Source organism: Mycobacterium kubicae, from assembly GCF_015689175.1.
GTDB lineage: Bacteria > Actinomycetota > Actinomycetes > Mycobacteriales > Mycobacteriaceae > Mycobacterium > Mycobacterium kubicae.
In genome coordinates this window covers 4676153-4702201 of record NZ_CP065047.1, presented here as the reverse complement: position 1 = coordinate 4702201, position 26049 = coordinate 4676153, and the positions used below count along the sequence as shown (strand labels likewise).

23 protein-coding genes and 1 tRNA gene are annotated in these 26049 nt (G+C 65.1%); 9 read left to right on the top strand and 15 right to left on the bottom strand.

Annotated elements, in window-relative coordinates:
* The first annotated feature begins 27 nt into the window (after positions 1–27).
* The 3 genes from I2456_RS21890 to I2456_RS21880 all read left to right on the top strand — a co-directional run bounded on the left by I2456_RS21890 (position 28) and on the right by I2456_RS21880 (position 2143).
* A complete protein-coding gene (locus I2456_RS21890; RefSeq protein ID WP_085072478.1) occupies positions 28–492 on the top strand; it encodes a hypothetical protein in 465 nt (154 codons plus the stop codon).
* A 4-nt stretch (positions 493–496) separates the two neighbouring features.
* Positions 497–907, top strand: coding sequence for a hypothetical protein (locus tag I2456_RS21885; RefSeq protein WP_085072479.1), 411 nt, complete (start codon positions 497–499; stop codon positions 905–907).
* 279 nt (positions 908–1186) lie between these two features.
* Positions 1187–2143, top strand: coding sequence for an SRA domain-containing endonuclease (locus tag I2456_RS21880; protein WP_085072480.1), 957 nt, complete (start codon positions 1187–1189; stop codon positions 2141–2143).
* A gap of 72 nt (positions 2144–2215) precedes the next feature.
* On the opposite strand, the gene I2456_RS21875 is transcribed toward I2456_RS21880, so the two are convergent.
* A complete protein-coding gene (locus I2456_RS21875; protein ID WP_139822954.1) occupies positions 2216–2854 on the bottom strand; it encodes a hypothetical protein in 639 nt (212 codons plus the stop codon).
* A 5-nt stretch (positions 2855–2859) separates the two neighbouring features.
* Positions 2860–3084, bottom strand: a complete 225-nt coding sequence (locus I2456_RS21870; protein ID WP_139822955.1) for a hypothetical protein — start codon at positions 3082–3084, stop codon at positions 2860–2862.
* A gap of 310 nt (positions 3085–3394) precedes the next feature.
* Here I2456_RS21870 and I2456_RS21865 point away from each other — a divergent pair, with 310 nt between their 5' ends.
* A complete protein-coding gene (locus tag I2456_RS21865) occupies positions 3395–4648 on the top strand; it encodes a Fic family protein (protein WP_085072483.1) in 1254 nt (417 codons plus the stop codon).
* 188 nt (positions 4649–4836) lie between these two features.
* On the opposite strand, the gene I2456_RS21860 is transcribed toward I2456_RS21865, so the two are convergent.
* From I2456_RS21860 to I2456_RS21830, 7 genes are all read right to left on the bottom strand, one after another.
* Positions 4837–4912 (bottom strand) — tRNA-Arg (locus I2456_RS21860).
* 29 nt (positions 4913–4941) lie between these two features.
* Positions 4942–5760 carry a TIGR03621 family F420-dependent LLM class oxidoreductase gene (locus tag I2456_RS21855; protein WP_085072484.1) on the bottom strand — a complete coding sequence of 273 codons (819 nt, stop codon included), beginning with the start codon at positions 5758–5760 and terminating at the stop codon, positions 4942–4944.
* Between the two features lie 17 nt (positions 5761–5777).
* On the bottom strand, positions 5778–6854 hold the full coding sequence (locus I2456_RS21850; RefSeq protein ID WP_085072485.1) for a poly-gamma-glutamate hydrolase family protein: 1077 nt from the start codon (positions 6852–6854) through the stop codon (positions 5778–5780).
* Positions 6855–6958: 104 nt separating this feature from the next.
* Positions 6959–8257, bottom strand: a complete 1299-nt coding sequence (locus I2456_RS21845; protein ID WP_371869951.1) for an Nramp family divalent metal transporter — start codon at positions 8255–8257, stop codon at positions 6959–6961.
* Between the two features lie 38 nt (positions 8258–8295).
* Positions 8296–9009, bottom strand: coding sequence for an SDR family oxidoreductase (locus I2456_RS21840; RefSeq protein ID WP_085072486.1), 714 nt, complete (start codon positions 9007–9009; stop codon positions 8296–8298).
* Positions 9010–9090: 81 nt separating this feature from the next.
* Complete coding sequence (locus tag I2456_RS21835) at positions 9091–10167, bottom strand: NAD(P)H-dependent amine dehydrogenase family protein (RefSeq protein ID WP_068156034.1); 1077 nt, start codon at positions 10165–10167, stop codon at positions 9091–9093.
* Positions 10168–10177: 10 nt separating this feature from the next.
* A complete protein-coding gene (locus tag I2456_RS21830; RefSeq protein ID WP_068156031.1) occupies positions 10178–10969 on the bottom strand; it encodes an SDR family oxidoreductase in 792 nt (263 codons plus the stop codon).
* Positions 10970–11325: 356 nt separating this feature from the next.
* Between I2456_RS21830 and pstS (I2456_RS21825) the strand changes: the two genes are divergently transcribed.
* Genes pstS (I2456_RS21825) through pstA form a run of 3 tightly spaced genes read left to right on the top strand, consistent with a single transcriptional unit; the run spans position 11326 to position 14396 of the window.
* The gene (pstS, locus tag I2456_RS21825; RefSeq protein WP_068028791.1) at positions 11326–12441 is read left to right on the top strand and encodes a phosphate ABC transporter substrate-binding protein PstS; all 1116 of its coding nucleotides are present in this window, start codon (positions 11326–11328) and stop codon (positions 12439–12441) included.
* Between the two features lie 12 nt (positions 12442–12453).
* A complete protein-coding gene (gene pstC, locus I2456_RS21820; RefSeq protein WP_068028788.1) occupies positions 12454–13428 on the top strand; it encodes a phosphate ABC transporter permease subunit PstC in 975 nt (324 codons plus the stop codon).
* On the top strand, positions 13425–14396 hold the full coding sequence (gene pstA / locus I2456_RS21815; RefSeq protein ID WP_085072487.1) for a phosphate ABC transporter permease PstA: 972 nt from the start codon (positions 13425–13427) through the stop codon (positions 14394–14396). The genes pstC and pstA overlap by 4 nt, the downstream gene beginning before the upstream one ends.
* A 9-nt stretch (positions 14397–14405) precedes the next feature.
* Here pstA and I2456_RS21810 read toward each other — a convergent pair whose 3' ends face one another.
* From I2456_RS21810 to I2456_RS21785, 6 genes are all read right to left on the bottom strand, one after another.
* Complete coding sequence (locus I2456_RS21810) at positions 14406–16544, bottom strand: serine/threonine-protein kinase PknD (RefSeq protein WP_085072488.1); 2139 nt, start codon at positions 16542–16544, stop codon at positions 14406–14408.
* A gap of 313 nt (positions 16545–16857) precedes the next feature.
* Positions 16858–17973, bottom strand: a complete 1116-nt coding sequence (gene pstS, locus I2456_RS21805; RefSeq protein WP_085072489.1) for a phosphate ABC transporter substrate-binding protein PstS — start codon at positions 17971–17973, stop codon at positions 16858–16860.
* Positions 17974–18029: 56 nt separating this feature from the next.
* Positions 18030–18968: a non-homologous end joining protein Ku gene (ku, locus tag I2456_RS21800; protein WP_085072490.1), complete on the bottom strand. Its 939-nt coding sequence runs from the start codon at positions 18966–18968 to the stop codon at positions 18030–18032.
* Positions 18969–19313: 345 nt separating this feature from the next.
* Positions 19314–20396, bottom strand: a complete 1083-nt coding sequence (locus I2456_RS21795; protein ID WP_170291478.1) for an IS110 family RNA-guided transposase — start codon at positions 20394–20396, stop codon at positions 19314–19316.
* Positions 20397–20544: 148 nt separating this feature from the next.
* Positions 20545–20745 (bottom strand): CsbD family protein, encoded by a 201-nt coding sequence (locus I2456_RS21790; RefSeq protein ID WP_085073034.1) that lies wholly within the window; start codon positions 20743–20745, stop codon positions 20545–20547.
* Between the two features lie 91 nt (positions 20746–20836).
* Positions 20837–21754, bottom strand: coding sequence for a carbohydrate kinase family protein (locus I2456_RS21785; RefSeq protein WP_085073035.1), 918 nt, complete (start codon positions 21752–21754; stop codon positions 20837–20839).
* Positions 21755–21776: 22 nt separating this feature from the next.
* Between I2456_RS21785 and I2456_RS21780 the strand changes: the two genes are divergently transcribed.
* Both I2456_RS21780 and I2456_RS21775 read left to right on the top strand, forming a co-directional pair.
* A complete protein-coding gene (locus I2456_RS21780) occupies positions 21777–24044 on the top strand; it encodes an ATP-dependent DNA ligase (RefSeq protein WP_085073036.1) in 2268 nt (755 codons plus the stop codon).
* Positions 24041–25972 carry a fumarylacetoacetate hydrolase family protein gene (locus I2456_RS21775; protein WP_085073037.1) on the top strand — a complete coding sequence of 644 codons (1932 nt, stop codon included), beginning with the start codon at positions 24041–24043 and terminating at the stop codon, positions 25970–25972. The genes I2456_RS21780 and I2456_RS21775 overlap by 4 nt, the downstream gene beginning before the upstream one ends.
* The last annotated feature ends 77 nt before the right edge of the window (positions 25973–26049 follow it).

Genomic DNA, 26049 nt, shown 5'->3' with positions numbered 1-26049 from the left:
AACCGCACCAGAGGAAGGACTAAACACATGATGAAAGAGACTGCGGCTCAAAACGTTCCGTTGGTCACCCTTGCGGCCGAGCTCGACCAGCCCGTAACCGTGTTAGCCGCCCGCTGCGCCGATCATGTGACGATCGCCCCCGAGACCGGACTGCGCGTCGTGCACGCCTCCGTGTGCCGGAAACTGATCGAGCAGCGAGCTGCCGCAATCGAAGCCGACCAGCAACGCCGCCGCGACCTCGCCACCCGGCTCGGCGCGCCGGTCGCCGCCGCCCGCGCGCGCCGCCACGCTATCGACGCCCGCCACGCAGAAATGCGCGCCAACGGCGAAGTCGGTGCCGGCGCCCAAGCGGTCGACTTTTTGTTCGGCGCGCGGGTCAACGACGAACGCCTCGCCGCCGCAAGCGCCCGAATGGACGGCTACCTGCGGGGCGAGTCCGTCGGCTACCGCATCAGCCCGCCGCCCCGACCCCGCACCTCACGAAAGGACTAAACCCATGCACCACACTGTCAGCCTCTATGCCGCACCGGGACCGTGGTCATGGTGGAGCGAGCTCGTCGTCGCCCGGCGCCGAGCCGAACGGGTCGCCACCGAATTGGCTGCCGTCGAAAGTCGAGCTCGCGATGAACGCAGCCGCACCCACGCCTTGCCGCCGTGCCCGGTCTGCGGTTTTGGCGGATACGACGGCCGCTGCGCCGCGTGCTTTCACCGCGCCGGCGACCCGCTGCCGCATCCGCGGCCGGCCCCCCAGGTCGTCGAGGCCCGGACCGCCTCGTCGCCCACGATTACCGCGGCAGCCGCGGAGGCCCGCCGCCGCGCCGAGGCTGACTTCATCGAGCGCATGACTGTCGCCGCCCTGCCCATCGAGCACTCGCAGCACTACGGGCGCGTGCTCGGTGTCCGCTGACCAGCACGGCCCCGCTTTTTTTGGAAGGGCAGCGCCGCCCGGGACGATCGCGTCCGATTTATCTATCGCATTTTTCTCCGAATATTTGTGAAGAATACCCCGAACACGACGTTCGGCAATACCAAAACGGTTGAGCAGCAACAGCTTCGGAGGTGCGATTGTGCCAATCTAAACTTGCAATCCCGGCGCAGGTTTCTCGTCGCTCTCCGGAGCTGAAAACCGTCGGCACGGCGTGTCGGCCGCCGTATGACGGCAAGCGGCCGGCCTACGATCACGCCCATGGCTTCAACGACGTGGACGATTGCTCCCGGCGAGGACAACACCCGAGAAGAAATTTCCGCAAGGTGCGGCGGCGATCACAGATACCGCGGCATCGTTCCGTTGACCGAAGACGTCGTCATCTACTCCGATCACGACAAGGCCGGCGAGTCCGGCTATGACTTCGACGGTTGGGACGCCAACCGTGAGCTGTTCTTTTACACGGGTGAGGGTGCCAACGGCGATCAGCGGCTCGTAAGCGGCAATAAGGCCATAGTTGACCACAAGGAGCAGAACCGGGCGCTGAGGCTGTTGGTCGCGGTAGGAAATAAACCGGGTACCGGCACTCGGGTCCACCGTTATGTCGGAGAGTTTGAGATCGACGCCGATACCGGGCACGTCACGAAGAAGGCGCCAGGCAGGGACGGCCTGCCCCGCGATGTGTTTGTCTTTCGGCTTCGGCCGGTCGGGCAGGTTCTTCGCGACGTCGGGCAGCTCAGCGTGATCGGAGGATTTGTCGCAGCATCGACTGTCGAGGCGGTGTCGGTCGACGCCGTCCCGGAGGCGGACATAAAAGCTGAGCGCACCGAGTTCGAGCGCACTGCCAGTGGTACCGCGGTGCAGAAGGAGGCCGCGCTCACCGCACGCTTCCGGGAGTATCTGAAATCGCATGGCCGAGAAGTGAAGCGCTACAAGATCACGACACCTACCGGTGTCCTGTTCACCGACACCGCCGACATCACCGACGGCGTGCTGTATGAGGCGAAGGGCATTGCTGAGCGGATGAGCGTACGACTAGCGCTCGGGCAGGTCCTGGACTACGGCCGCTACGTGAAGGGCGCCGAGCTTGCAGTGTTGCTGCCCGGCACGCCGGCCGCTGATCTGGTCGAGTTGCTCGAAAGCCACGGCGTCGGCTGCGTCGTGGAGGGCAGTCCCGGCCAGTTCACCGACATGACCGGCTTGGGCCGGTGTCCCTAGCGTCGATATCCAGGCGTCCCCCTAGCCCCGGTGTGGCGTTTTCGTTTCCCGGCAACCGGCAGGTGCGATGGGTTAGGTGTCGCTGCCGGTGGGGCGGCTGGTCGGATAACCTGTGTCAGCCTGGAGCCTCCGCGTAGCGCGCATTTCCTCCCGGCGTACCTCCACCATCCTCGGCACCTGGTCACGAATGCGTTTGTTGTGCGCGTCGATCTGTTGGCGCGACCAGCCGAGGTACCTTTCGATATTGGCGATCTGCTCCTCGAACATCGCCCGTACCGCAGCGCCGTCACTGGGTGGGTCGTCGACGGCAAGATGCAGCTCCTGAGGATCTAACCTCAGCACCCGAGGCGGATTCGTAGATGACGTGTCAGCCCGGAGGGTGAACACGTCCATTTCACCCTCAAAGGGAACCACGAGCACGAGTCGTTTCACACGGCGGGTGACCGGTTCTCCGAACTCGATTATCTGCTTGTCGACCTCACGTGCATCGGGTTGCTGCCACGCCTGATCGGTGAGCAGACGTGGGCACCGGACCGAGCCCTCCTCGACGAGCTGGGCGATGACCGTTTCCGCCGGCGTATCCAAAAGGCTGTCGGCATTCCAGTTTCGAAGGCGCTCTGCAACATTCCGCGCGGTTGCGTCGAGAGCAGTGGAGAGGAGATTGCTGAAATCCATCAGGCTGCCGCGACCAAACAATTGAATGCCCTCCATATTGATCACCGCATCCCATCAGGCCAGCGTTCGACGACCGTGTCGCCGCACCGCAACTCGACAGATTGATAGTCCAGGCTGGGCGCGACCCGCTTGCAGTCGGCGTAGGTGTTGCGGGCATTCGCCTCGGAGTCCTGTTCGAGCACCACCACGATGTAGCCCGCGGCAACGTTGCCGCGATCGTTCGGCTCGCGGACCGCCACCGACCATTGGGCAGACGATGCAGTCACGTTCACCTACTTCCCTCGTCTGACGGGACTTCGCCCGCGGATCCCGGCGACACTACGCACGCGTACGCGTAGGCCAGCTGTGCCAAGCCGCGCGGCATCTTTGTGCCCTCTGCGGACTCTGCGATTGAGTTCAACAGCGCGTCGCGCGCCGCCGACGTCGGCGTATCCATTCGACAAACTTCCTTTCCTGTGCACCGCGCGAGGGCGGCCGACGCAGGGCGTCCCTGACGACACTACGCTCGGCGCGAACCTCGGCGCAAACGCCGGCGTCAACGTGGACAAATATGGGCCAAGATTATAGATTTGGCTGGTGGAGACACGTAAATATCAGGAAAGTCATCCTTGGATCAGCTTCGATTTTCGCGGCGGCCAGTTCAACGTTCTAAGCGTCAGACTGGGCGAGGCGTTCTCCAAATGCCAGCACCTGACGGGCACACCGCTGCAGCCGGCGCTGGCTGCTGAGCTTGCACGGGTCTATCTCATCAAGGGCGTCTCGGCGACCACCGCAATCGAAGGCAACACCTTGACCGAGACCGAGGTCGCCGAAATCTTGGCGGACCGCAAGAAGCTGCCGCCGTCGCAGGAATATCTCCAACGTGAAGTCGAGAACATGGAGCGGGTCTTGCAGCGCATCGACGTCGAAGCGCGCAACTCGCAGGGGTGGCAGTTGACCCCTTCGTGGTTGAGGGCGCAAAACCGCGAGATCCTGCAGGGCATCCCGGACGAAGACCATGTCATACCCGGCGAATACACGACGCGCCCGTTGCTGGTCGGCAGCGTCTATCGGGCGGCGCCCCCCGAGGATGTTCCGTACCTAGTTGAGAAGCTGTGCGTTTGGGTCAACGAGATGCTTATGCACGTGTACGACCGGAAGCTCGACGCGGACAAGCGATTCTTCCAGGCGTTCTACGCGGCGGTGCTCGGCCACCTGTACATCGCGTGGATTCACCCGTTCGGCGACGGCAATGGTCGGACCGCGCGTGCACTCGAATGCGCGATCCTCGCGCATTCGGGGTTGGTCCCCTGGGTGTCGAGCAGCCTATTGTCAGATCATTACAACCGCACGCGCACAAAGTATTACGCGAAGCTTGACGCGGCGTCGCGCCACGGTGACGTCGTCGGGTTCATCGAGTACGCGGCCGAAGGGTTCGTCGATCAACTTCGGGAGCAAATCGCACTTGTGCAATGGGAACAGCGCCGAGTGGCATGGGTCAACTATGTCCATGAGGTGTTCCAGAACCAGTCGCAGGGTGAAACGTCGAAGCGGCGACGAACGTTACTGTTGAGCCTGCCGGAGGACGCCTGGACGCCGCGTGCGAGACTTCGCCGGTTGACACCAGAACTGGCGGAAATGTACGCGGGCGTAGGCGATCGCGCCCTGTCCCATGACACCGGGAAGCTTACTTCCCTTGGGCTGCTTGAGGGAGACGCCAAGAGGGGGTTCAGGCCTCGCGTGTACCTCATGGATGCGTTCATTCCCGGCACGCAATCTCTCGACGGGTCCGAGTTCATGTACGGAGCGGTGACCGCCGAGGAGTTGCTGGAGGAGCTCGGCCAGCTGTGAACGCATCACCGCTTTCCTTGTCCACGCGACCCCTGGCGGCGGCGCGTACCACCCCCTTGGGGCACCACAGCGTGTTGCGCATCAGAAACGAAAGCGTTGGCGAAACCGAGACCCACTCGACTTCGTCGGTGCCATAACGAGGATCAGTTGCACGCATCTTGCACAGAAACTCGTTTTACCTGTTCAAGTGGTGCCCCCGGCAGGATTCGAACCTGCGACACCGGCTTTAGGAGAGCCGTGCTCTATCCCCTGAGCTACGAGGGCGGACGGGCTGAGCTTACCGGGGCTAGGGCTTAACGCAGTTCGGCGATCACGTTCGCGAAGTTGTCGATGTGGTTGTCCTGCACCGTGAAGTGGGTGACTCCGTACTTTTCCCGGAATCCCGCCAGCTTGTCGGCCATCTCGCTAGGTGACCCGCTGAGCACCGACGGCATGGCCAGCAGTTCCTCGTCGGACAGGTCGGGGGCGTTGCGGCGGGTCAACGACAAGTTCGGCAGGCTCTCCCCGGGCCGTGGCACCGCAGTGATCACCATGTCGAGTTCGAGCGCGTCGAACCGGTCGCCCGCGGCGTTCCGGACAAAGTCGATGCGCTCGGCCAGCGGATCTTCGACGTCGCGAACCCGGGCGCCGGTCAGGCCGACGGTGTCGGCGTGCCGGGCGGCCAAGGTCAACACCCGGTCGCCGTTGCCGGCGATCATCAGCGGCAGCCGCGGATGATGCTCTTTGAGGTAAGTCGTCATGTGTTCGAGGTAATCGACCCGCGCGCCGGCGCTGGGGTAGGGCAGTTCGGCGGCTTCGAACTCCTCTCGGACATAACCGGTTCCCAAGCCGACCTCGAGGCGCTCCTCGCTGAGCAGCTCCAGCGCTCCGATGTCACGGCTGAGCAGCGCCGGCTTGTAGAAGGCGGCGTTGAGCACATACATGCTCAACCGGAGCTTTTCGGTGACCATGGCGACCGCGGTCAGGGTCGGAAACGGCGCCGCCGCGCCCAAATGGTCGGGCACACAGAGGATGTCGAAGCCCAGTCCATCTGCCCGCTTCGCAATCTCCACCAACGCCTCGCGCGACTTGAAGAAGCGCACGCTCAAACTGAAGCGAAAATCCCTGACCACCAATGACCTCCGTTTAGTTACCTTGACGACAAGTGCCACGCCCGGGCCGCATCGGCTAGTCCCCGCACCAAATCAGCAGTGACGGGCGACAACCCATCGGCTCCGGGCAACGGGCTGCGCGGGCTGAGCCCCCTGACCCGAACCGACAGTTCCAACTGGGCGCCACCGCCCCGCGCGCGATTCACCGGGTTGTCGGGATGCAGACCGCGCAGCTCTGGTGGGATGGCTTCGAGATCGGTGACCACCTGGTAGCCGGGCACCTGGATGTGTCGGGCCAGGTGGGTGGCCAGCGCGCGATTGCGGCCTCCGGCCAACAACTGGGTGCTGCGTCCAATTCGGCCGTACCCGTGCAGCGAGACGACCACGTCGACGTGATCGAGAAACTCCGCGAGCCGCGGCGATTCCGCGGGATCGAAACGTGCCGACGGCAGGTGATGAGGGTAGCGGTCGGGATGACGCAGCAGGTACACGCTGGCATCCGCGGAATCGGCGGCGCACCGGGCGATGACGTCGGTCATCTGTTCCAGCCCGCCGCCATGGATGGCCAGAAACCCGAAGCGGGAACGTAACTGGCACTCCTCGACTACCCCAGGTTCCTGCAGCAGCGCCGAAAGTGATTGCGGCCCTTGCTCCGTCGTCGGCGGCGACGGCTGACCCGGCCAGCGCGCGGGGTCCCAGCGGTGCAGGAAGTCGATCCACGGTTTCGGTAGCCCATGCTCAAGCGCCCCGTCGATGACGCGCGTCAGATAGTTGGGGCGGGGCGGCCCGGGCGTCACTCGGTGGTCGATGTACACCCACGCCGGCAACGGGCCGTCGGCGGTGCGGACGGTGAGTCGGTCGCGCCGGTAGCGCACCGGCACCCCTTCGGCGCTGTCCAGCTTGGTCAGGTCGTGCTCGGAAAGTTGCCAGAGCACTCCGTGCACCTGGCTGCCGGCAAACGGCTCGACAGTTGCCACACCGCGCTGATTGATCAGCCAGTCGTGATCGGGCAGCACCGCCGGACGCGGATCACCGGCGTCGGGACAGCGCTTGGCCATCTGCTGCGCACACAGGTTGGACCCATACGCGAAGTAGGCGTGCCGACGCGCCGGCATCTAGGCGCGCCGGCGCGAATTGATCTGCAGCAAGCTGACTCCCCGCGCACCTCGACCAACGACGACACTGCCATCCTGCCGTACCGGCTCAGCGGCGCGCCAGCCTAGCCGGCGACGGTCAGATAGATCAGCACCGCATTGAGCAGGCTGATCATCACCGCGACCACCCAACCGATCGCGGTGGTGGCGCGGTGGTTGGTGTCGCTGCCCATCACTTCCCGGTTGCTCGTGAGCCGGACCAGCGGCAGTACCGCAAACGGTATTCCGAAGGACAGCACCACTTGGGAGAGGACCAACGTGCGGGTGGGGTCGAACCCCAAAGCCAGCAGCGAGATGGCTGGGATCAGCGTGACCAGGCGGCGCACCACCATCGGCACCGACCAGTGCAGCAGACCCGACATGATCATGGCGCCGGCATAGGCGCCCACCGACGAGGACGCCAGACCGGAGGCCAGCAAGCCGATGGCGAACATGATCGCGATGGTGGCGCCCAAGGTGTCGTGCACGGCGGCATAAGCGCCATCGATCGTTGCGACGTCCCCGCGGCCCCGCATGTGCAACGCGGCGACCAGCAGCATCGCGGCGTTCACCCCGCCGGCCAGCACCATGGCCAGGCCGACATCCCAGCGGGTGATGTGCAGCAGGCGCCGGCGCTGTGGCCCCGGCGCAGGCTGTCCGTGGCGGTCGCGGGCGAGGCCGGAATGCAGGTACACCGCGTGCGGCATGACGGTGGCCCCCAGGATCGCCGCGGCCAGCAAGATGCTTTCGCTGCCCTCGAAGCGCGGGACGAGGCCACCCAGGACGGCATCCGGGGGCGGCGTTGCGACAAAGAAACTGGCGGTGAAGCCGACGGCGATCACCAGCAGCAAGCCGGTGATGACGCGTTCGAAGAGGCGCTGGCCGCGCCGATCCTGCACCGACAACAGCAGCATCGACACCGCGCCGGTGATGAGGCCGCCGACCGGCAGCGGCAGGTGAAACAGGATCCGTAATGCGATGGCGCCGCCGATCACCTCTGCGACATCGGTTGACATGGCGACGATTTCGGCCTGCGCCCAATAGGCGAGCCGGGCCGGCCGGCCCATTCGTTGGCCGATGGCTTCGGGCAGCGAGTTGCCGGTCACCAGGCCCAGCTTGGCCGACAGGTATTGCACCAGACCGGCCATCACGTTGGCCGCGACAATGACCCACAGCAGCAGGTAGCCGAATTGGGTGCCGGAGCTGACGTTGGCCGCGACGTTGCCGGGGTCGACGTAGGCGATCGCCGCCACGAAGGCAGGGCCCAGCAGATACCAGCTCGCGCTGCGAGCGACTTCAGTGTCCTGCGCCAAACGAGTCCCAACCTCTATCCGAGTAGTCGAATCGAAAAGTGAGGGTAACCGAAACCTTCCGGCCGCGGCCACCGGCGAGACAAGTACCCGAATGTGGATCGTTAACCCATCTACGCGGCGCTGATGCTTCCTCCGCCGTCGACTCGCACGATCTGACCGGTCAGGTAACCGGCGTCTTCGTGCAACAGCGAGCAGATGACGTGGGCGATCTCCGCTGGAGTGCCGACCCGACGCATCGGTATGGCCGTCAGCATGCGAGCTTCACGTTCGGATCCGGCCGGGCTGCGCTCCCGGTACATCTCGGTCTCGATCGGTCCCGGCGCGACGGCGTTGACGGTCACCCCCGTGGACGCCAGTTCACCGGCCCAGATGCGCGTACATGTCTCGAGCGCGGCCTTGGCGGCGGCGTACGGGGTGCGTTCGGCGGTGCCCAGGGTGGTCAGGCTACTGAGGTTCACGATCCGGCCCCACCCGGCGGCGACCATGCCCGGCAACACCGCTTGCACCACCTGCACGGCGGTGCGCACATTCATGTCGTAGGTGAGGAACAGGTCGTCGAGGTCGATCGAACCGATCCGGCCGAACCGGGCGAAACCGACGTTGTTGACCACCGCGTCCACGGGGCCGGCCTCGGCAATCGCGGCGAGCGTCTCGGCGGTTGCCGCCCGGTCGGCCAGGTCCACCGGATAGAACGGTCCCGGGAAATCGTGCGGCGCGCTGCGCGCCAGTCCGATCGGTTCATGACCTTCGGCGGCCAGCCGATCGGCCACCGCACGGCCGATGCCCTTGGATGCTCCTGTGATCAGCACTCGTCGCTTCGCCATGACTCAAGTCTGGGACGCGGTAGCTCCGATCGGGTACTGCACGGCGGTCACAATTCGCACAGATACCGACACATGCGCGTACTAACCGGCGCGGTAGAGCCCTCGGCCGGTGACCAGCGGTAGCTCGAGCGTCGTCCGGATACCCGGTTCGGCGGCGACCACGGCCGGAATCGCGTTGACGACGCGCATCGCGGTGGCGACCAGACCGGCGTGGTTGTGATCGCCGCGCCGACTGCTCAGGCAGATGTCCATCGCGTAGGAGGGTTCACCGGTGACTTCGACCCGGTAGGAACCTCCCGGCTGGGCCGGCTGCGGCCAGTCCGGACACAGGTCCTCGCGCAGCCGGGTGACGTGCTCCAACACCACTGCGGGCCGACCGTCGACCAACCCTTGCACCTCGAACCGTAGGGCGGCGGCACTGCCCTCGGGGATGTGACCCGACGCGATGTCGAACGCCTCGGGCGCCGGCACCCGCACGAAGTTCTCGGTGACCTTGTCCAGCGCGATGCCCAGGCCCGCAGCCAGTTGGCGGACCACCGATCCCCAGGCCAGGCTCAACACACCGGGCTGCAGCAACATCGGCACATCGTCCATCGGCTTGCCGAAGCCCATCACGTCGAACATGACCACGGCGCTGTCGTAGGTCGCGTAGTCGACGATCTCCATGCAGCGCAGCTGCTCGATGCTCTGACACGTGCCCGCCAACGCCAACGGCAGCAGATCATTGGCGAAGCCGGGGTCGATGCCGCTGACGTACAAGCTCGAGTTACCTTCGCGCGCAGCCTCTTCCAGTGGCTTGATCAGCTCCTCGGGTACCACCTGCCACGGATACTGCAGAAAGACCGGGCCACTGCCGACCACATTGACCCCGGCGGCCAGTACGCGGCGGTAGTCCTCCAGCGCTTCAGGCAGCCGATTGTCGGCCATCGCGTTGTAGACCGCGCACTGCGGCCCGCTCGCCAGGACGGCATCCAGATCGGTGCTGGCCAAAACCCCGGTGGCGTCGCTGAGACCAGCCAGTTCGGCGGCGTCCTTGCCCGCCTTGGCCGCCGAGGACACCCACACGCCGGTGAGTTCGAAGTCGGGGTTGGTGATCAGCGCCCGCAGCGAGTGGATGCCCACGTTGCCGGTGCCGAGTTGCACGACGGGTATGGCCATGGCTGGCTCCTCACAGATCGGGGACGGGTATGTCCAGATTCGGGAAGGTGAGGCCGCCGTCGACCTCCAAAGTCTTGCCGGTCAGGAAACTTCCGGCGGGTGACGCCAAATAGACTGCGGCAGCGGCGATGTCGACGGGATCTCCCAGGCGGCGCAGCGGCGTGGCCTTTTCCATCGGCGCGCGCAGGTCGTCGTTGGAGGCCACCACGTCGAGCGCGGAAGTCAGGATCGAACCCGGTGCGATGGCGTTGACCCGGACGCGGGGACACAGGTCCAACGCGGTCAACCGGGTGTAGTGAGACAGCGCCGCCTTGGCGGTGCCGTAGGCGGCGAAACCACGCCCGGCAAGCCGGCCCATGGTGGAGGTGATGTTGATGATGCTGCCGCCGCCGGAGTGCTCGAGCATCAACGGCACCGCCGCCACGGTCAGCGCATGCGCGGTGGCGACATTGAAGGTGAACGCGTCTTTGAGGTCCTTGGTCGAGGTGGTCAACAACGTGTTCGGCATGGTGCCGCCGACGTTGTTCACGACGATGTCTAGTTTGCCGAACGCTGCGACGGCTTGACCGGCGAGCTCCGCAGTCGACTCCGGATGTGCGAGGTCGGCGGCGATGACATGGGCGCGACGGCCGGTCGCGCGCACCTGCTCGGCGACCTCTTCGAGCTGAGCCTGCGTGCGCGAAGCGATGACGACATCCGCACCTGCCTCGGCAAAAGCCAAAGCGATGGCGGCGCCCAGGCCGCGACCACCGCCGGTGATGACGGCGACCTTGTCGTCGAGGCGGAACCTGTCGAGGATCACGTCGGTCTCGTTTCAGTTATCGGGCGAGACCGCGACGAACCGCGCCGTCTCGGAAGGCGGGCATTTCTGTAACAGGTTCTAGTTTCGCACACAGGCGCGGAAATGTAACCGACCCGCCGAGTTCATCAAGTCAGCACCAGGTGCCTCTAGGTGTGGTCGCCAAGATCTGTTTCAATTCTCGGCAGTCGCAGGAAATGACCGGGCGACATGGGCCGACCACGGTAGCAGCAACTGTTTCATCGGAGGTTACTTGTTGTTAATGTAGCCGAAGGGCTGGGAAGAAAGCGACGGGATCTGCGGGGCCGCGGCTTACGAGTGGCGGCAACGGTGTTTCATCTCTACCGTTAGGAACTGAATTGAAACTCAACCGATTTGGCGCCGCGCTGGGAGTTCTGGCTTCTAGCGCAATGGTTTTGTCCGCGTGTGGCAGTGACAACAACGCAAGTGGGGGCGGCGCGTCGAGCGGGCAGTCCTCTGGCAACGTCAGTTGCGGCGGCAAGAAGACGCTCAAAGCCAGTGGGTCGACCGCGCAGGCGAACGCGATGACCCGCTTCGTCAAGGCGTTCGAGCAGGCGTGCCCCGGGCAAACGCTGAACTACACCGGCAACGGATCCGGCGCCGGCATCAGCGAATTCAACGGCAATCAAACAGATTTCGGCGGCTCGGACTCACCGCTCAGTCAGGCTGAGGCCGGCGCCGCCCAGCAGCGCTGCGGCGGGGCGCCGGCGTGGAACCTGCCGGTGGTGTTCGGACCGATCGCCGTCACCTACAACATCGCCGGCGTCACCTCGCTGAATCTGGACGGTCCGACTCTGGCAAAGATCTTCAACGGCGCCATCACGACCTGGAACGATCCGGCGATCCAGGGGCTCAACGCGGGCGCGAACCTGCCCGCGACGCCCATCCACGTCGTCTTCCGCAGCGACGAATCGGGGACCACCGACAACTTCCAGCGCTACCTGGACGCGGCGTCCGACGGTGCTTGGGGCAAGGGCGCGGGCAAGGCGTTCAAGGGCGGTGTCGGCGAGGGCGCGAAGGGCAACGACGGCACGTCGGCGGCCATCAAGAACACCGAAGGCTCGATCACCTACAACGAGTGGTCGTTCGCGCAAGGGCAAAAGCTGAACATGGCCAAGATCGTCACGTCGGCGGGCCCGGATGCGGTCGCGATCAGTGCCGACTCGGTGGGCAAGACCATTGCGGGAGCCACCATTTCGGGTCAAGGCAACGACCTGGTGCTCGACACCGTGTCGTTCTACCGCCCGGCTCAGGCCGGCTCGTACCCGATTGTCCTGGCAACCTACGAGATCGTCTGTTCGAAGTATCCCGATGCGCAGGTCGGCACCGCGGTGAAGGCGTTCCTGCAGTCAACGATTGGCGGCGGTCAAAACGGATTGGCAGACAACGGCTACATCCCCATCCCGGACTCCTTCAAGTCGAGGTTGTCGACCGCGGTCAACGCCATCGCCTGATCTGAGGTCGACGTGGTCAAAGCCCCGCTAGCAACACCTGAGCTAGTGGCGGTCGACGCGCGCGCAGCGCGTCGAGGGGACCGGTTGTTCAAGCTGCTGGCTTCTGCCGCCGGTTCGACGATGGTCGTCGCGATCGTGCTGATCGCCGTTTTCCTGTTGATCCGCGCCATTCCGTCACTGCGTGCCAACCACGCGAACTTCTTCACCAGCGCTGACTTCAATACCGCCGACGACGAGAAGCTGTCGTTCGGTATCCGGGATTTGTTCATGGTCACGGTGCTCAGCTCGGTCAGCGCCCTGGTCGTGGCGGTGCCCATCGCGGTCGGGATCGCGATCTTCATCACCCAATACGCGCCGAAGAGGTTGTCGCGTCCGTTCGGCGCGATGGTGGACCTGCTTGCCGCGGTGCCGTCGATCATCTACGGGTTGTGGGGAATCTTCGTACTGGCGCCGCAACTCGAGCCGTTGGCCCAGGCCCTCAACCGCAACCTGTCCTGGTTGTTTCTGTTCAAGCAGGGCAACGTGTCGTTGGCCGGTGGCGGCACGATATTCACCGCCGGCATCGTGCTGGCCGTGATGATTCTGCCGATCATCTCCTCGGTGTCCCGGGAAGTGTTCCGCCAGACCCCGCTGATGCAGATAGAAGCGGCGCAGGCGCTCGGCGCCACCAAATGGGAGGTAGTGCGCATGACCGTGCTGCCGTTCGGCCGCAGCGGTGTCGTCGCGGCCTCGATGCTCGGTTTGGGCCGCGCCCTGGGGGAAACCGTTGCGGTGCTGATCATTCTGCGTTCGGCGGCCAAGCCGGGGAACTGGTCACTGTTCGACGGCGGCTACACCTTCGCGTCCAAGATCGCCTCGGCGGCATCCGAATTCAGTGAACCCTTGCCCACCGGGGCCTACATCTCGGCCGGGTTCGCGTTGTTCGTCCTGACGTTCGTGGTCAATGCCGCCGCGCGCGCCATCGCCGGCGGGAAAGTCAACGGATGAGTCAGCAACTGAGCCCGCTGGGCGCCGACGCGCTGGATCAGCCGGTGAAGGCGGCGGTGTTTCGCACCCTGAGCCCGTGGCGGCGCATCAAAAACGGTGCTGCCACAACGTTTTTCTTTGCCTCGTTCGCCGTGGCGCTGGTGCCGCTCTTCTGGTTGCTGGGGGTGGTGATCGCGCGCGGGTGGTATGCCGTGACGCGGCTGGACTGGTGGACGCACTCGCTGCGCGGTGTTCTGCCCGAGGAATTCGCCGGCGGCATCTATCACGCGCTCTACGGCACTTTGGTGCAGGCCGGGGTGTCCGCGGTCATTGCGGTGCCGCTGGGCTTGATGACCGCGGTGTACCTCGTCGAATACGGAGCCAGCCGGTTGGCGCGCACGACCACCTTCATGGTCGACGTGCTCGCGGGCGTGCCGTCGATCGTCGCGGCGCTGTTCATCTTCAGCCTGTGGATCGCCACGTTGGGATTCCAGCAGAGCGCGTTCGCCGTCTCGTTGGCGTTGGTGCTGCTGATGTTGCCGGTCGTCGTGCGTTCCACCGAGGAGATGCTCAGGCTGGTGCCCGACGAACTGCGGGAAGCCAGTTACGCATTGGGTGTGCCGAAGTGGAAGACCATCGTGCGCATCGTCGTACCGATCGCGACGCCGGGCATCGTCTCCGGCGTGCTGCTGTCGGTCGCGCGCATCATCGGCGAAACCGCGCCCGTTCTGGTGCTGGTCGGCTACAGCCGCTCCATCAACACCGACATCTTCAACGGCAACATGGCTTCCCTGCCGCTGCTGATCTACACCGAACTCACAAATCCCGAACACGCCGGGTTCCTACGGGTCTGGGGCGCGGCGCTGACCCTGATCATCATGGTCGCCGCGATCAACCTGTTCGCCGCGCTCATCCGCTTCCTGGCCGCCCGGCAGGTCTTCACCCTGCTCCTGATGTCGATTCGCGGGCTGCTCTACGGAGCCGGATGACCGCTGGGATTACTTGCCCTGCGGGATCTTGAGCACCCGGCCGTTACCGCGGTCGGCGACGTAGACATTGCTGTTCTTGTCGACCGCCACGGACAACGGTGTGTTCAGGCCGTTGAACGGCAGCTCGACCGAGGCCGTCGCTCCGGCCGGCAACTTCACGACCACGTTGTTGTCGTGTTCGGTGACGTAGACATTGCCCGCGCCGTCCACGGCGATACCCCACGGCGCGGTGAGACCGGTGAACGGCAGCACGGTCTGGTTGCTGGTCCCGGCGTCGAGCATCAGCACCCGGTTGTTGTCGGTGTCGGTGACGTAGATGTTGCCGTTGCTGTCCACCGCCACCCCGTCGGGATTCTTCAGGCCGTTGAACGGCAGGACGGTCTGGGCGTCGGCGCCCGATGCCACCTCGAGCACCCTGTTGTTGCCCCGGTCGGCGACGAACACATCGCCCTGAGCGTCCACGGCCACACCCTCGGGGTAGTTGAGCCCGTTGAACGGCAGCTCGACCTGGTTGTTGGACCCCGCCCCCAACGCGACCACGCGGTTGTTGAAGTCGGAGACGTAGAGCTTGCCGGAGCTGTCCACCGCTATGCCCTGCGGTTCGTAGAGTCCGTTGAACGGCTTGACCGTCGGGCTGTGTCCTGTTGCCAGCGCGACGACCTTGCCGTACATGCCCTGGTTGGTGACGTAGACGGTGCCGTTGTTGTCCACCGCGACCCCGCCGGGGGAGAGGCGGAAGTTCAGGCCGGTGAAGGGCAACACGGTCTGTCCGGAGGGGTCGGCCTTCGGGCCGTCATCACCGGAGGACTTGTTGAGCAGCAGCGCGGTGATGCCGATCGCGGCGACGAGCACCACCACCGCCGCGATGGCACCGATGATCAGCTTCTTGCGCTTCTTGCGCTTCTTGGGCGGCGGAGCAGGCGGGCGTTGCTGCGCAGGCTGGGCGAAGGGGGGCGATCCACCCGGGCGCGGTCCTACGGGTGCGATTCCGGTCGCCACTCCCGGTTGGCTGACCCAGCCGCCCGCATTCGCGACGGGCGCGGCCTGGGTCCACTGGTCGGACGGGTTGGACGTGTTGGCCCAGCCGCCGTTGTTGGGCGGCACCGGCTGGGCCATGGTCTCGTCACCGGTCCGGTACTGCGGCGGCGGAGCCATAGCCCGCTCGGTCTGCGGATGCGAACCCGAGGCTCCTGTGTTGCGGATTCCGTAGCTGCCGGAGCCGACGCCGAAGTTCTGCTCCGGGATGGGCGCGATCAGGGTCGCGTTGTCACCTTGGCGAAGGATGGTGGCTTCCTGGCGCTGTTCGGGGGTGGTGAGCGCTTCATGGGCGGCCATCGCCAGGTCGCCGGCGGTCATGTAACGCTCCTGCGGGTTCTTGGCCATGCCCTTGGCGATCACTCGATCCAAGGCTTCCGGGACCCGCCCGGGCCGAAGCACACTCGGGCGCGGCGGCGGCTCCATCAGGTGCGAGGCGATCAACCGTTCCACGCTGTCGGCCCGATAAGGCGGCGACCCGGTCAAGCATTCGCCCAACACGCAGGCCAACGCGTAGATATCGGCGCGGTAGGTCACCTCGTCGTTGGTGAACCGTTCCGGGGCCATGTAGTTGTAGGTGCCGACGGCCATCCCGCTCTGGGTCAGCTCCGGATCGTGGGCGGCGCGGGCGATGCCGAAGTCCACCAAGTAGGCGAAGTCGCCGGCTGCGATCAAGATGTTTTCCGGCTTGACGTCGCGGTGGGTGACGCCGCTGGCGTGCGCGGCGTCCAACGCCGCGGCGATCTGCCGCACGACGGCCACCGCGCGAGCCGGGGTGAGCGGACCGTACTGGGTCAGCATGGACCGCAACGAGACGCCGTCGATCAGTCGCATCTCGACGAAGAACTGGCCGTCGATGTCGCCGTAGTCATGGATCGGGACGATGTGCGGTTCGGTCAGCCGTCCGGCGGTGTCTGCCTCGCGTTGCATGCGCGCGCGGAAGACCGGGTTGTCGGAGAACTGCGAGGAGATGAGCTTCAACGCCACCACACGGTGCTTGCGGGTGTCCTCAGCCTCGTACACCTCGCCCATGCCGCCTCGGCCGATCAGTCGCACCAGCTCGTAAGGCCCGAAGCGCGACCCCACCCGCGAATTCGTCCCGGTGTTGGTCACCGCCGACGCTCCCTTCGCTGACCACCCGATGCCGCGGGGCGAATCAGCCTTGGTCTTCCATATCTCTCGCCATCAGTGCCGCCCCGTCGGAACTGGTGGTTAACACACGGTAAATCCTTGGAGAGCAGGCACACAACAAAATCGGCCGACTCACAGTGAACTTCTAATCACGACTAGGTAACGACGGGCGGTGTACCACAGTGCGGCAGACGCCAAAAGCGCTGAGCGCCTTTGCGATTCGGCGTAAGACATCGATCTGTGGGGACCGGTGGGGCAAGTGTCGCGTTCAGGCCACGGCGAGGCTCACCGCCAATCACGCGATGGCGTTCACCACCGGCAGCAATTTGCCACGGAACGAACTGGGCAGCGGAATGTAGCCGTACTCGTCCAAACCAATTTGGCCGTCACCAATTGTGGCTTGCATGAATGCCTTTACCGCTTGCCCGGTGGGGGAATCCGGATACTTCGAGCAAACGATCTCGTAGGTCACCAACACGATCGGGTAAGCGCCAGCTTGGGTCGGTCGATAGAACGTCGATGTGTCCACCACCAGGTCATTGCCGTCGCCCTTGAACGCCGCCCCGGCGATCGTCTTGCCTACCGATTCGGCGGTAATGGAGACCGGCTGCGGACCCGCCGAGGTAATTATTTGTGCCATGTTCAATTGGTGACCGACGGCAAAGGACCATTCGTTGTAGGTAATCGATCCGTCGGTTCGCTTCATGGCTTGGGAGGTGCCGTCGTTGCCGGTGGCGCCCTCGCCGACGCCACCGTTGAACGTTTGGCCCACGCCTTTGCCCCACGCACCGTTGGACGCCGATTCCAGGTACTTCTGGAAGTTGTCCGTGGTGCCGGACTGATCACCGCGGAACACGACGTGAATCGGGGTGGGCGGCAGGTTGGTGCCCGAGTTGAGCGCCTTGATGGCCGGATCGTCCCATTTGGTGATGGCGCCGTTGAAGATCTTCGCGGCCGTGGGACCATCCAGGCTGAGCGAGGTCACCCCGTTGATGTTGTAGGTGACTGCGATCGGGCCGAAGACGACGGGGATGTCCCACGCCGGTGACCCGCAGCGCTCCTGCGCCCGCTCCGGCTCACCTTTTGCTGCGTCCATCGGCGAGTCCGAACCCGCGAGGTCGGTCTGATTGCCCAGGAACGACTTCATGCCCGCGCCCGAACCGTTGGCGTTGTAGTCCAGAGTGTGGCCTGGGCAAGCATGGATGTAGGCGTAGACGAACTGTTCCATCGCGTTCTTCTGAGCCGTCGAGCCTGCGGCCAGAATCTTCTTCTTACCCCCGCAGTTCACCGGGACCACCGGGCTACTGGAGGTCGACGATGCCGTCGTATTGGAATTGCCTCCGCAGGCCGTCAACACCATTGCGCACACGAATAACAGGCTCAACGCGACATTTGATCCAGTGAACTTCACGGAACCTCCTGGTGAAGACTCAGGGTCGGCAGCACGACGAGCTTACGCCCGTCGATTTACTTTGACGCCGCTTTCGCCGTCTGCTTGGCCGGTGCCTTCTTGGCGGTTGCTTTCTTCGTCGCCTTTTTGGCCCCTGTTTTCGCTGCTGCCTTCTTGGCCGGTGCCTTCTTCGCCGCGGCCTTCTTGGCCGGTTCCTGACCGTCTCCTGAGCGCGCTTTGACGCTGGCCTCCAACTTGGCCAGCAGGTCCGACACGTCTTCGGTCTCGTCCAGCTCCTTCGGTTGATCTTCGACCGTAAACGCTTCGCCGCCTTGCAGTTTGGCCTCTACCAGTTCCTGCAGCTGTTCCTGGTAGGTGTCGTGGTAGCGGTCGGGGTTGAAGTCCTCGGCCATCGATTCCACGACCTGACCGGCCATCTTGAGTTCGGCGGGCTTGATGTCGACTTCTTTGTCCAGCACCGGGAAATCGGGGTCACGGATCTCGTCGGGCCAGAGCAGTGTGTGCACCACCATCACGTCGCGCTTGCCGAAGTCCTTGACGCGCAACGCCGCCAGCCGGGTCTTGTTGCGCAGCGTGAAGTGCACGATCGCCATCCGGTCGGTCTCGGCGAGCGTCTTCGCCAGCAGCACATAGGATTTGGAGGATTTGGAATCGGGCTCCAAGAAGTAACTGCGGTCGAACATCATCGGGTCGACATCGCTGGCAGGGACGAACTCGAGAACTTCGATCTCGCGGCTGCGCTCTTCGGGCAGGGTGGCGATGTCCTCGTCGGTGATGATCACCGATTGGCCGTCGTCGGATTCGTAGGCCCGCGCGATGTCACGAAATTCCACGACTTCGCCGTCGACCTCGCAAATGCGTTGGTACCGGATGCGCCCGTTGTCCTTGGCATGCACCTGGTGGAACTTGATGTCATGGTCTTGGGTCGCGCTGTAGACCTTGACCGGCACATTGACGAGCCCGAAGGCGATCGAACCCTTCCAGATGGAGCGCATGCAGTCAGTATGCCCACACCGTCGGTGGGTTAACAGCTGATATGTAGGCACTGTTTGTCAATAGGCAGGTGAAAGCCGCCCCGGTATGGGCCGGGGCGGCTTTCGTTTGATCGGGGTCAGTCGGGCGTCGCGGCGGTCGTTGGTCAACGACGGTGGTGTCAGACTGATATACGCGGGTTGGGTACCGCAAGACGATGGTTCGGCGCGAACGGTGGCTGCTTTCTAGGGGCGGGCGTCACATCAGCATTGGTCGAATGCTGTTGTTGCTCATAGCTGTAACGCAGGTCCAGTTCGCCTACCTCACCGCCGACCGGCTGACTCCGATCAAGCTTCGGGCGGCTGCGCTTATGTCAGCGTGGCCAGCGACCAACACCAACCGGCCAGTTGACGAGCGACCGCGACGTTGGCCACGACGTGGGGCTTCTTGCGCTCATTGAACCGGCACCACTGCTGATGTAAACGGCGGTTTCCGGCGTGCCCGCGGTCCTTGAGCGCTGGGTCGACCTTGGCCCATCGGGCCCGCATCGTCGGACCGGGGGTGCGGTAGCCGGCGCGGTGGTGCCAGGCCGATTCGATCAGCAGTCTGCGGACGTGGGCGTTGCCAGCCTTGGTGATCGAACCCTGGACCCGTGAAGTCCCCGAGGAGTACTCGGTGGGCACCAGACCGACGTAGGCGCCGATCGAGGCACCGGTGAATCGGGTCCAGTCCCCGATTTCTACGGCTAAGGCCAGACCAGTCAACGCCGAGATCCCGCGTAGGCAGCCCAGCCGGTTGACCGGATCGGCCCAGCGCGGTGAGGCCGCGACCATGACGATCTGCTCGTCGAGACGGTTCCTGGCCGCGGTAGCGGTGAGCACCGCGTCAAAGTGATGATCAAACGCCGCCGCGGTGTGGACATCGTCGAATCGTTGGCGCCTAAGCCACGTTTCGTGCACTCCGGTCCAGGCCTGACCACCTGAGTAGACCCGGCCTTGGCGCAGCAACAGCTTCGACAACCGGTGCCGAACACGCATCAGATCCGCACGGGCGTCCTCGCGAGCACGAACCAAATCTCGCACCGCCTCGACCTCAACGTCGGGCACCGTAACCGCAGTGATCTCATCCAACCGCAGCAACCTGGTCAGATGCGCAGCATCACGAGCATCGGTCTTGACCCGATCCCCGGCCGGGCGGATCAGCTTCGATGGCGCGGCGACCACGCAGTCGATCTGGGCATCCGCTAGAGCTCGTGCCAGACCAAACCCCGTTGGCCCGGCCTCATAGGCCACTCGCACCGGGCCTCGCAACCGGTGCAACCAATCCAAGATCTCACCGTGATCAGGACACAACCGCGCCCGTTCGACTCGACCCGTCTGTTCATCGACGGCATGAGCAACCACCGAAAGCGCGTGCACGTCCAACCCGACACTCGTACCGTTGAAACTCACCGGAGGCCTCCTGATCTGCAACTGTGGCTCTACCCGTGCGAGTGTTCACCCGACACCGGCAACCCACGTCCGATTGCAGCCCGAGGCCTTCGGCCTCGAGTCAGCCTCCATACCGTCTAGCGCCGCGCGGCGAGCGCGGCGCCCAAGCTCACCGGACCGTGCGGCGCCGCGAAGTCCTCGGCCGGAACGCGTCCTTGAGCTTTTCGCCGGCGTCCTTGAAATCGGCTCGCCGCTGGTCGTTTCGGCCTTCCATTTCCAGACGGCGATTTCGGGTGGCGCGGCCCATGGCCTCCTTGGCCATGCCGCCGACCTTCTGAAACTTGTTCCTCGCCTTGTCCGCACCAGCCATGGCACATCCTCCTTCGACGTGCGTCACGGATACCCGCATGGCCGGCCCGGTAATCGCTGCGGCCGCACGGCCGCAGCCGGTTCGGCGATCCTCAGCGGGACCGGGCCGCGTCCAGCGCCGCCCGGTCGGGCAAGTCGGCGCCGGCGCGCTGCACGGTGAGCGCCGCGGCCAGCGTCGCGGTGTCCAGCGCGGCTCTCAGCGCGTCGAGGCCGATACGGCGCAACCGGGCGCGGCGGTCGCCGCCCAGCACGCCCTGAGCCCAGAGTGCGTCGAGCAAACCGACCAGGAAAGCGTCTCCGGCGCCGACGGTGTCCACCACCGATACCGGCCTGGCCGGCACGCGGACTTCGCCGGCGGCGCAGAAGGCCACCGAGCCGCGTTCACCCAACGTCAGCACCACGATTGCCGGCCCGGAGGCCAGCCAGGTGCGGGCGGTGTGCTCCGCGTCGCGCTCGGGGTTGAGCCAGCGCAGGTCCTCGTCGCTGGCTTTGACGATGTCGCTGCGCTCGACGAGGTGATCGATGCGTTCTCGGGCCAGGTCGGGGTCGACGATCACGTCGGGACGCACATTGGGGTCGAAGGTGATCGTGGCCGATACCCGGTAGGCGTCGAGCAGGGCGGCGACCGCCAGACACCCGGGCTCGAGCACGGCCGCGATTGATCCGGTGTGCGCGAGAATCGGCGGCGGCACCGGCGGGATGCCCGACAGCTGCCAGTCCACGTCGAACGCGTAGCTGGCCTTGCCGTTCGCATCGATGGTCGCCACCGCGGTCGCGGTGCGGGCGGGCACGTCAGATCCGGCTATGAGCCGCGCGCCCGACGCTTCGACGAAGTCGCGGATGCGCCGGCCATGGGCGTCGGCGCCGATGCGGGTCAAGAAGTCGACATCGCGGCCCAGCCGGCTCAACCCGACGGCGACATTGAGCGGGCTGCCGCCGATGTGCTCGGCGGTCGTTGGCCCTTCGACGATGTCGATCAGGGCTTCACCGACCACCAGCCCACGCGCCATCAAGACAGGTTACGTTGACAATATGGCCTCGGCGGCGCAGCAGCGGGTGAAGCTCACCAACGCCGATAAGGTGCTGTATCCGGCCACCGGCACGACGAAGCAAGACATCTTCGACTACTACACCAGCATCGCCGAGGTGATGGTGCCCCACATCGCGGGGCGGGCGGCAACCCGCAAGCGTTGGCCCAACGGCGTCGATGGACTGTCGTTCTTCGAGAAGCAACTGGCGTCCTCGGCGCCGGATTGGCTGCCGCGCGCCAGCGTCACGCACAAATCCGGCACCACGACCTACCCGATCATCGACAGTGAAGCGGGCCTCGCATGGATCGCGCAGCAGGCCGCACTCGAGGTGCACGTGCCGCAGTGGCGATTCGTCGCTGAGTGGACGCGCAAGGGCGCCGAGGAGCTCAAGCCCGGTCCCGCAACGCGTTTGGTGTTCGACTTGGATCCCGGCGAAGGCGTGACGATGGCGCAGCTGTGCCAGGTGGCACACGCGGTCCGAGACCTGATCACCGACATCGGCTTGACCACCTATCCGCTGACCAGCGGTAGCAAGGGGTTGCATCTCTACACTCCCCTGGAGGAGCCGGTGAGCAGTGCCGGTGCCACGGTGTTGGCCAAACGCGTTGCGCAGCAACTGGAAAAGGCGATGCCCAAACTGGTCACGTCGACCATGACAAAGAGCCTGCGGGCGGGCAAGATCTTCCTCGACTGGAGCCAGAACAACGGCGCCAAGACCACGATCGCACCCTACTCGCTGCGGGGGCGGGAGCATCCGACGGTGGCGGCGCCGCGCACCTGGGAAGAACTGGAAGACCCTGAGCTGCGCCACCTGCGCTACGACGAGGTGCTGGAACGGGTGGCCCGCGACGGTGACCTGCTGGCTGCGCTGGACGTCGATGCGCCCGTGCCCGACCGGCTGACCACCTACCGCAGCATGCGCGATGCGTCCAAGACGCCCGAACCGGTACCAGGCACGAAACCCGCTGTCGGACAGAACAACACCTTCGTCATACAGGAACACCATGCCCGGCGGCTGCATTACGACTTCCGGCTGGAGCGCGACGGGGTGCTGGTCTCCTGGGCGGTGCCGAAGAACCTGCCGGAGAGCACCTCGGTCAACCACCTTGCGGTGCACACCGAGGACCATCCCCTGGAATACGCCTCGTTCGAAGGCAACATCCCCAAGGGAGAATACGGCGCGGGCAAGGTGATCATCTGGGACGCCGGCACGTACGAGGCGGAGAAGTTCCTCGACGACGAGGTCATCGTGACGCTGCACGGCAATCGCATCTCGGGGCGCTACGCGCTGATTCAAACCAAGGGCAATCAGTGGCTGGCCCACCGCATGAAAGACCAGAAGGTCTTCGAATTCGACTCGCTGGCACCGATGTTCGCCTCCCACGGTTCGGTGGCCGGGCTCAAGTCGGGTCAATGGGCCTTCGAAGGCAAGTGGGACGGGTACCGGCTTCTGGTGGACGCCGATCACGGCAGCCTCCGGCTGCGCTCTCGCAGCGGCCGTGACGTCACCTCCGAGTATCCCCAATTAAGGGCTTTGGCAGCCGATCTCGCCGATCACCATGTGGTGCTCGACGGTGAGGTCGTCGCACTCGACGAATCCGGCGTGCCGAACTTTCACCAAATGCAGAACCGGGTTCGCGCCACGCGCATCGAATTCTGGGCATTCGACGTGCTGTATCTGGACGGTCGCTCGCTGTTACGGGCGAAGTATCAGGACCGGCGGCGATTGCTCGAGACCCTGGCCAGTGGTGTCGACCTCATTGTGCCCGACCTGCTGCCCGGCGACGGCGCCCAAGCGCTGGAGTATTCGGGCCGGCAAGGATGGGAAGGCGTCGTGGCCAAGAAGCGTGACTCCAGCTATCAGCCCGGCCGGCGCTCGGCGTCGTGGATCAAGGACAAGCATTGGAACACCCAAGAAGTCGTCATCTGCGGCTGGCGAGCCGGTGAAGGCGGCCGAACCAGCGGGATAGGGTCGCTGGTGCTCGGGATACCAGGTCCGGACGGCATGCGATTCGCCGGTCGCGTAGGCACCGGCTTCAGCGAACGGGACCTGGCCGAGCTCAAGAAAACACTCGCTCCGTTGCAAACCAACCAATCTCCGTTCCGCACCAGGCTTCCCACCCGCGACGCCAAGGGCGTCACCTTCGTCGAGCCGGTTCTGGTGGGGGAGGTGCGCTACAGCGAGTGGACACCCGATGACCGGCTGCGGCAGCCGAGTTGGCGGGGGCTGCGGCCGGACAAGGACCCCAGTGAGGTGGTGCGGGAATGAAGTGGGTGACCTACCGCGGCACGGACGGTCTGCGGGCCGGTGTGCTCGTCGGAAGCGAAATCTTCGGACTGCCACCGGAACTGACGCTGCTCGACCTGATCTCGCGCGGCGCCCAAGGCTTGCAGGCGGCCGGTGACGAAGCGTTGCGTTTACCTGCAGAGGTGGTCGGCGTCGATGATGTTTCACTGGCGGCGCCCATCCCTCGCCCGCCGTCCATCCGCGACGCCCTGTCCTTCTTGGACCACATGCGCAATTGCCAGGAAGCCATGGGCGGTGGCCGGGTACTTGCCGACGCGTGGTACCGCATTCCCGCGTTCTACTTCGCTTGTCCCGCCACGGTTCTCGGCCCGTATGACGATGCGCCCATGGCTCCCGGAAGCGTCTGGCAGGACTTCGAATTGGAGATCGCGGCGGTGATCGGGACCGGCGGTAAGGACCTTTCGGTCGAACAAGCCGAACAGTCGATCATCGGCTACACCATCTTCAACGACTGGTCGGCACGCGATCTGCAGGCGCTAGAGGGTCAGCTGCGGATCGGGCAGGCCAAGGGCAAGGACAGCGGTGTCACCCTGGGGCCGTACCTGGTCACCGCAGATGAGTTGGAACCGTACCGCCGCGACGACAAGCTGAGCCTGCACGTGACCGCGCTGGTCAACGACACCGTGATCGGATCGGGCTCGACCGCGACGATGGATTGGTCGTTCGGCGAAGTCATCTCCTACGCCTCGCGGGGAGTGATGCTGCAACCGGGTGACGTGTTCGGTTCGGGGACGGTGCCTACCTGCACCCTCGTCGAGCACTTGACGAAGCCGGAATCCTTCCCGGGTTGGCTGACCGACGGCGACGTTGTGACGCTGCACGTGGACGGCTTGGGCCAGACGCGGCAGACCGTCCGGGCGACCAGTCCGCCGATCCCGTTGGCACCGCGGCCGAACCCGGACGCCCCGCCCGCTCAACGGCCATCCAATCCCGCGCCGGCCCGAGTCCCGTACACCCGGGGACTGCACCAAGTCGCTGACCGGGTGTGGGCGTGGACCCTGCCCGATGGCGGATACGGCTGGAGCAACGCCGGCCTGATCGCCGGGGACGGGGCTTCGCTGTTGGTGGACACGCTGTTCGACTTGGCGTTGACCCGCGAAATGCTGGATGCGATGCGGCCGATCACCGCTGCGGCGCCCATCACCGACGCGCTGATCACCCACTCCAACGGCGACCACACGCACGGCAATCAATTGCTGGACTCCTCGGTGCGGATAATCGCCGCCGAAGGCACCGCGCACGAGATCGAGCACGGACACGGCGTGGCGGCGCTCACCCGGCTTCAGACCGCCGACCTTGGCCCGCTGGCGACTCGATATGTGCGAGAACGTTTCGGCCACTTCAATTTCGACGGCATCACCGTACGCAACGCCGATCGGACGTTCGACCGCGAACTTAACCTCGAGGTCGGCGGACGGCGGGTCGACTTGTATAACCTCGGTCCGGCGCACACCGCCGCCGATTCGGTCGTGCACGTCCCCGATGCCGGTGTGCTGTTCGCCCGGGATCTGTTGTTCGCCGGCTGCACGCCGATCGTGTGGGCCGGGCCGATCGCGAATTGGATTGCGGCGTGCGACGCGATGATCGCGTTGGCTGCGCCCATCGTGGTTCCCGGCCACGGTCCGGTCACCGACCCGGACGGAATCCGCGCTGTGCGTGGCTATTTCGTGCATATCTGCGAGCAAGCAGACGCCGCATACCAGAAGGGACTGTCGTTCGCCGAGGCGGTGGACACCATCGACCTCGGCGAGTACGCGTCCTGGTTGGACGCCGAACGCGTCGTCGTCAACGTGCACCAGCGGTACCGCGAACTCGATCCGGACACACCGCAGCCGGAGTTGTACGGCTTGCTGGTGATGCAAGCCGAGTGGCTGGCCCGCAGCTCCTGAACGCCTTTCGTCACATCGGCCCCACGGGTCGCCGCTGCCGGTGGTGCTCTTTGTGCCCGGCTCCGAGCGACAACGCG

Excerpts from the sequence above, each read along its gene's own strand:
- I2456_RS21775 (WP_085073037.1), top strand. The coding sequence starts at position 24,041 with ATGAAGTGGGTGACCTACCGCGGCACGGACGGTCTGCGGGCCGGTGTG.
- I2456_RS21790 (WP_085073034.1), bottom strand. The coding sequence starts at position 20,745 with ATGGCTGGTGCGGACAAGGCGAGGAACAAGTTTCAGAAGGTCGGCGGC.
- I2456_RS21835 (WP_068156034.1), bottom strand. The coding sequence starts at position 10,167 with ATGGCCATACCCGTCGTGCAACTCGGCACCGGCAACGTGGGCATCCAC.
- I2456_RS21850 (WP_085072485.1), bottom strand. The coding sequence starts at position 6,854 with ATGCCGGCGCGTCGGCACGCCTACTTCGCGTATGGGTCCAACCTGTGT.
- pstA (WP_085072487.1), top strand. The coding sequence starts at position 13,425 with ATGAGTCAGCAACTGAGCCCGCTGGGCGCCGACGCGCTGGATCAGCCG.
- I2456_RS21885 (WP_085072479.1), top strand. The coding sequence starts at position 497 with ATGCACCACACTGTCAGCCTCTATGCCGCACCGGGACCGTGGTCATGG.
- I2456_RS21880 (WP_085072480.1), top strand. The coding sequence starts at position 1,187 with ATGGCTTCAACGACGTGGACGATTGCTCCCGGCGAGGACAACACCCGA.
- I2456_RS21785 (WP_085073035.1), bottom strand. The coding sequence starts at position 21,754 with ATGGCGCGTGGGCTGGTGGTCGGTGAAGCCCTGATCGACATCGTCGAA.
- I2456_RS21840 (WP_085072486.1), bottom strand. The coding sequence starts at position 9,009 with ATGGCGAAGCGACGAGTGCTGATCACAGGAGCATCCAAGGGCATCGGC.
- I2456_RS21780 (WP_085073036.1), top strand. The coding sequence starts at position 21,777 with ATGGCCTCGGCGGCGCAGCAGCGGGTGAAGCTCACCAACGCCGATAAG.
- ku (WP_085072490.1), bottom strand. The coding sequence starts at position 18,968 with ATGCGCTCCATCTGGAAGGGTTCGATCGCCTTCGGGCTCGTCAATGTG.
- I2456_RS21890 (WP_085072478.1), top strand. The coding sequence starts at position 28 with ATGATGAAAGAGACTGCGGCTCAAAACGTTCCGTTGGTCACCCTTGCG.
- I2456_RS21875 (WP_139822954.1), bottom strand. The coding sequence starts at position 2,854 with ATGGAGGGCATTCAATTGTTTGGTCGCGGCAGCCTGATGGATTTCAGC.